This is a genomic window from Xenorhabdus miraniensis (genome assembly GCF_002632615.1).
Map to the genome: position 1 here is coordinate 1 of NZ_NITZ01000055.1, position 6,321 is coordinate 6,321.

The 6,321-nt window shown below is 49.9% G+C and carries 6 protein-coding genes and 1 pseudogene; all 7 read right to left on the reverse strand.

Annotated features, from left to right (window positions below; all coding sequences use genetic code 11):
- Positions 1 to 185 (reverse strand): annotated as a pseudogene (locus Xmir_RS21705) (hypothetical protein); the annotation flags it as partial.
- A 41-nt stretch (positions 186 to 226) separates the two neighbouring features.
- Entirely contained in the window at positions 227 to 841 is a 615-nt protein-coding gene (locus Xmir_RS21710) for a hypothetical protein (RefSeq protein ID WP_099116062.1), read from the reverse strand.
- 1 nt (position 842) lies between these two features.
- Positions 843 to 1,202, reverse strand: a complete 360-nt coding sequence (locus tag Xmir_RS21715) for a hypothetical protein (RefSeq protein ID WP_244171017.1) — start codon at positions 1,200 to 1,202, stop codon at positions 843 to 845.
- A complete protein-coding gene (locus Xmir_RS21720; protein ID WP_099116064.1) occupies positions 1,202 to 4,378 on the reverse strand; it encodes a TipJ family phage tail tip protein in 3,177 nt (1,058 codons plus the stop codon). The genes Xmir_RS21715 and Xmir_RS21720 overlap by 1 nt, the downstream gene beginning before the upstream one ends.
- Before the next feature lie 64 nt (positions 4,379 to 4,442).
- Positions 4,443 to 5,018: a tail assembly protein gene (locus Xmir_RS21725; RefSeq protein WP_099116065.1), complete on the reverse strand. Its 576-nt coding sequence runs from the start codon at positions 5,016 to 5,018 to the stop codon at positions 4,443 to 4,445.
- 40 nt (positions 5,019 to 5,058) lie between these two features.
- A complete protein-coding gene (locus Xmir_RS27735; protein WP_208620473.1) occupies positions 5,059 to 5,604 on the reverse strand; it encodes a zinc ribbon domain-containing protein in 546 nt (181 codons plus the stop codon).
- 16 nt (positions 5,605 to 5,620) lie between these two features.
- A partial coding sequence (locus tag Xmir_RS21735) for a C40 family peptidase (RefSeq protein ID WP_099116066.1) occupies positions 5,621 to 6,321 on the reverse strand: 701 nt, incomplete at its 5' end.

The following is a 6,321-nucleotide window of genomic DNA, read 5'->3' on the forward strand; positions in this document are numbered from 1 at the left end:
GCCAGTACCAGTTCGGTATCCGAGTTCACCGCCTGAATCATGTGCAGTAAGTTACTGTTGCCGGACTGGATTAAAATGACCTGCCCCGGTGCAACGCCGTTGAGATTCGATTTAAATCTGGTGCCCGTGCCGCGGACAATAGCCGAGCCGTACACAATGGAAAGAGTGCCTTGTGAATAGTACATGGTGTGTTCCTGAGAAGAAGAAAAAGAAGTGTTAGAAAAGGTCAGCCTTCAATGGCGGTGAGATCAACAATGAAGCCCTCCATCAGGGGAGGTGGACCGCTCCATGTGCCCGGATCTTCTAACCCGCCGCCTCGATAGGCATATTCATATGAATAGACTATCTCAATTCTGCCATCACTGTACTTGGCCTCGAATGATTCAGCGTAAACATCAAATTCCCACCAATCATCATAATAAGGTGGGTTACTCAGGCCATCGATAAATTGCTTGTGCTTGTAATGGCTTCGGTGCTGATCCTTAATTATCATGTAACCGTAACGTCGTCCGGCCTCTCCCGTATAAACAAAGGGGGTGTTTTTGTTATTGGGGACATCGACATAAAACCGTTTCACAAACGACAGGAGCTTCATGGAAGAAGAGAACATCAGTTCCCCTTTCTCGCTGTAAACCTCCAGCCCACTATTGCCATACACCCCCAGCTCATATATGGGTGCAAAGAAATATTTGCCGCCTGCCCCGTACACTTCCGCAAAATTATAGTATGGTTGCTGGAGGTTACTTTCCCCGTCCGCCGCTTTTCTTAAGAACCCCAAGGCGGGTGTTTTATCCGATATCTGGACAAATCCATTATCTGTATAAAATTCAAGACCTAACATATTATATAGCCCAAATTGTTACGCGATTGACCATCTCATCCCAGCCGCCGCTCTGTCCGCCGCCCCATCCTTTATGCTCCCATCGCCATCGATCATAATCTACGTAATAATTAAATGTACTGCCGGACACGCTGAACCGGGTAAACTCATTGCTGAGATCGTATGTGCTGACCCCCAGTTTATTACTCATGAACAAAAAGAAACGGGCAGTGACATTCCCGCCTTCACTTAAGCCCGGAAGGTGCAAGCTCCCCTCTTTTTTGAGGGGAATTACATGCGTCCCCAGAAAGCGCGGAATGATGTTATTGGTGGTGATAATTAATCGCCCCTTTTCATCGTAAATCTCTAATCCCATTCCCATTACCAGAACCCCATTCTGATCCGTAATCTACCGTTGCTATCGAATAACTGTTTCAGACTGCTGGTTTCAATCCAATACCCGGAAGAACCTTGTCCATAGCTTATCATTTCCCCTGTTCTCATATTCAGCCTGAATCCCGTTCGCCGGCTCTGATTAAAGTTAGTTGACTGGAGGGTATCAGCTATCTTCGCGCTGGTAATCGTGGCATCACCGACAAATAAACTATTAGTAAAAACCTGCCCGTTCTTAATCACGAAGACCGGTTCCAGCCTGCCATTGGTCGGATTCACTACGGTAAACTGGTTCGCCCTGACTGCGAAGTGAGTTTCAACCTGACCATTCTTCACCTCAGCCCCGATAACCATGCCCGCTTTATAGAACTGTCCCTTGTACTTCACCCCCGCCCCTATGTCGTAAATGGCATAGCCGTTGCCATCAATATCAATATCAAATACGGCAGTGGCCTTAGTTTGAACGGCAGCCGCATTTTCCCCTACGTCAGCCTGAACTTTTTCCATCTTCTCAGCAAAGGCTTGTCTGTCTGTGGCTTGGGTGGTCTGAATGCTCAGTATCTCCGCTTTCATCTCACCATTAACCACCATCTGGCGCTGGACAATCGACCCACTTAACACGGCATTTTCCATCGCTGCTTCGGAGTTATAGTCAATCTGGGATTGCAAGCGCTTTCCGGCTTCGGCGGTGAGGAACTGGTTGCCGACAGCATCCGTTAGCCATTTCGCATCACTGGAAGACTCGCCCCGAATAAAGTCCGTCCACGGGGATTGATTGCCGGATTTGTCCACCAGACGCGCACGGAACCAAAATGCGACGCCTGCCGCCAGTCCCTGTAATACATGCGTGCGTTGGGGGTAGGGAATATCCGCCAGCAGCATCAACCCTTCACCGTCATTGGTCTGGCTGTACTGAATTTCGGTTTTCAGTGTGTCGTCAGTCTGTGGGGCAAAACCCCAGTCTAGCTGGATGCCGAAGATAATCGGGGTTGCCCTGAATGCCGGTGGTGCCGGAGGGTTGCCCTCTTTCCCCTTCAAGTGAGTTTCCGGTGCATTCGCCCAGATACTGGATATCTCAGACGCATTAATCGCCCGCACACGTGCCTGATAACGTCCAGCGTAGATATTGGGGATTTCAAAGCCCTGTGTCGAGGTTCGGGGGACTGATATCCAGTTGCCATTATCCCGCAGCCATTCCGCCTCATACGCAATTGCACTCTCAGCCGCCTCCCACGTTACGCGCAAGGTAGAGACCGCAATCCCCTGATTCACGACTGAGTAGCGGCTAATCGTGACATTTTTCGGCGGGGGCTGAACGCCCGGCGGGATCACCGAAATGGGGCGCTCTTCGATACGGGTGCCTGTGTCGATATGAGTGTATTTATCCGGGTTATGCTCAACGGCAGTGATTTCAAATGATACCCCGTCCTCACCCTCTTTAATGCCGGTGACCCTGAATTGCTGGATGGCCAAATCCGTTGCATCAATTGCCCAGACACACTCAGCCGCAGGCATTTCTGAGTAGGCCGTGGTGACGGTGATTATTTTTTCGTTCACGGCCTGAATGGTGCGCCCTTCCGCCTTGCCTGACGGTAAGTTGAGGATTAACCGCTCACCCACTTTTGCCGAAGATACTCGGTCTAGGGTGATATTACGTCCATCCGCTGCACTGACCCGTCCGCCCAATACCCGACCGGAAAACATTTCATCCGCCACCCCGATAACATAACCGGGTAACGGGATTTTGCCATCCAGCCCCACAGTAAACGTCACCATGCGGTCATATTCGTTGGTATGCAATACCCACTTACCCCGGCGTTGCGCTTCACTCTGGCGGGTACAGCCAATGGCGGTGACATCCGCCTGTTTGACCTGAAAGCGCTTTATCAGCCGGTGATCGAAGACCGGCTCGACCGCATCCTGATAGCCGTTCTGCGGATCTGACCAGCTCACCATGGCGGTGGAATAATGGGTTTTCTCGCTGGCACTGGCATAGGTAAACTTACCGTCACGGACATTGGCGCGGGTGTAGATAAAATCCATATCGCGGGGCATATCGGCCAGTACGTTCATGTTATTGTTGGCCCAGAACGTCATGCCCCGGAAAATGCCCGCGATATCCCGCAGGACTGTCCATGCGTCCTCTTGTGACTGGATATAGACATTACAGGTGTGACGAGGCTCCATACCCCCTTTCCCATCCGGCACCAACTGGTCACAATACTGGGCGATGCGGTACAAATCCCATTTTGCCAGACTGAGGTTTTCCGCCTTAACCCGCGTACCGATACTGAACCGGTCATTCATCATCAGGTCATACAACACCCAAGCCGGATTATCAGTCCATGCCCATTTAAATTGTCCCGCCCATACACCGGAATACGTGCGGCTTTCGGGATCATAGTTATCGGGCACACGGATAATGCGCATCTTCGGCTCACAGGAGACCTGCGGGATATTGCGAAACTGCTTGGCATCAAACTGAACAAATAACAGCGCCGTTTCGGGATAACTCAGTTTGGCGTCAATCACCTCTGTAATGGCCTCAACTACCATCGCATCCGCAATCCGGTTACTGGTCTGCTTAGGTGTGAGACGGCGTACCCGCACCTGCCAGCCAGAATAGGCTTTGGGTAAATCCACGCGGTGTGAACGTTCATACTTGGTGGTCGTTTTGCCATCCACAGCAAGCGTGGGCAGTTCCTGATAAGAGCCCCCGTCTGTTGCTACTTCAATCGTATAATCAATGCGATAGCCGACCGTATCCCCATCTTCTTTCTGCGTCTGCAACTGGGGCCATGATAACCGGATACGAACGGCAGAAAGCTGAGTATTGGTGACCGATCTGACCCATGACTCCGTTAACTCCGTACCGACCGTCAGTTCATTCTCGACCGCTGGCATCCCGGGAATATAATCCTGATACGGCGTACCGGGGCGGAATTCCCATTTCACACCCTCAAAATTGGCCTGACCATCGGGACCTATAATCGGCGTGTTATCCAGAAAGATATTGGTACCATCCAGCCCGCCCGCAAATTCCCCTTCACCCAGTGCCAGTAAGATTTTGGCATACGAGGTTGATTGCAAGCTGTCTGGTGACTCAACCGGAGTGCGGGGGCTGCCACCACCGCCCTTGCTGCCCTGAATAAGATGATTTCCCATATTCCACCCATAAAAAAAGCCGCCTGAGCGACCTGACTGAAAACAATGAAGCGTTAATGAAGTGTTATTGCTGATCTTCGGCGTAGATACCTGCTGAAATAATGGCACCCCCGATACGACGTTTACCGTAGCCCACCGGAACCGGGTTCCCCTGTGCGATGGAGTTAACAGGACCACCAAAAGCATACGAGGGCTTATTGTCCGGGTCTTCCCGTCGTGCCAGTCCGCCCGGCATGGGTGATAACATCTGCACCACGCCCCCCAGCATCATTCCGATACCGGACATTACCATCGGTGCCCCCCACGGGGTTGACCACATAAACGCCCCGGCGACCACCATCACCGCACCGAGAATGGTCTGGAAAATACCCGCTTTTTTGCTGCCGATAATCATCGGGGCAATGCGGATATCGTCCTCACCGGAAAATGCCAGTTCATCCTGACTGATATTGTGTTTGCCATTGAACACCGCAAAGGTTAACCCGCGCTCTCTGGCAGTCAGGAGAAACTTTTCAAAGCCATCAATCAACACAGACAGCGCCCGGATAGCCTCTTGAGGTGACGATACTGCCAATTGATACTCGCGTCCGAACTGAGCACCGAGTACACCATACAGCCGCACTGTTCGTAGTGTGTTCATGTCGTTACTCCATAAAAAAACCCGCCGAAGCGGGTCTAAGTTATTTAAGAAGCCAATAGCGATATCGTTCACTGAACTCTGCTTTTAGCTGCTCAGGTAAACCATCTTCCAATGAAAAAATAATGCTATTAAATTTACTGATAAATTGGTCACATTCTTCGTCAGTTAACTTATCTCTTATTTCTTTCATTCCTTGGATGGTTATCATTACTGCTGAATCATCTAATTCGTAATCACCATTTTTATGATTATAAAACTTTTTAGAAGATAAATTAGCTAAAAAATCTTCTTTATTATTGCTATTTATTGTTGGGACTTCTCTATTGCAATGCTTACAAATAATAGCTTCTGATTTAATTGCTTCGGCACAAAACGGACACTTTTTTATTTCCCCTGAATCCATTTTCTGTTTTTCTATGGTTTCCTGATCGGTTGACAATGCAAGGGAATGAAGGAATGCGATAAGGAAAAGAAGAAAACCGTATAACCACCAAACACCAAAACTTCTGCCCTTATTAGCAGCTATCTTGGCAGGAAGTAATCCTAATACAGCAGAAAGAATAAGCAATAAAACAATACCATCCATAACGACTCCCCATAGTTTAATATCCCTTTATGCTAATCATGATCTCCTCTTTATGCAATTTGCTGTATCTCAGTATTTTTATTGTTCGCTCCTGCCAATAGCCATCATAAGGCACGCGGTTACTAAGCTGCCCGTACATATGGTGTAACATCAATCCCTCGCCGATATACACCCCGGCATGATTAGGCTCGTTGGCCTGTACCTGCATAATAATCACATCACCGACCTGTAGTTCATCGCTGCACTCGACAAAACCCGCCGACGCATAGTTTTTCAGATACAGGTTTTCGCCCCGGTTCCACCAGCCATCGGAGCGCGCGAAATTGGGGATCTCAATACCTCGCTCCAGTTGATACCAGTCGCGCACAATGGAGAAGCAATCCCAAATGCCATGCACGAACGGACGACCTAACAGGGGCTTGATACCCTTACTCGGTATCACTGTGCGAATATCCCCCTCCGGCCATGAGACGATCACCCACGGAACTTGTGACAGGTCACACTGGGCAATATCTAACTGACTGGGCTGTGTTGTTGCGTCCGGGTGACTGTGGACAATGGCGACAATCGTTCCTGCGTCTTCGGCGGCGGCGTAATCTTCGGGGTGAAGGCTGAACTGCTCTGTTGGGGAAGGGGCGGTATTGCGGCAGGGAACATACTCCTGCCTTCGTCCATTCTGGATAACCAGCCCGCAACATTCATTGGGGTATTCGGCCT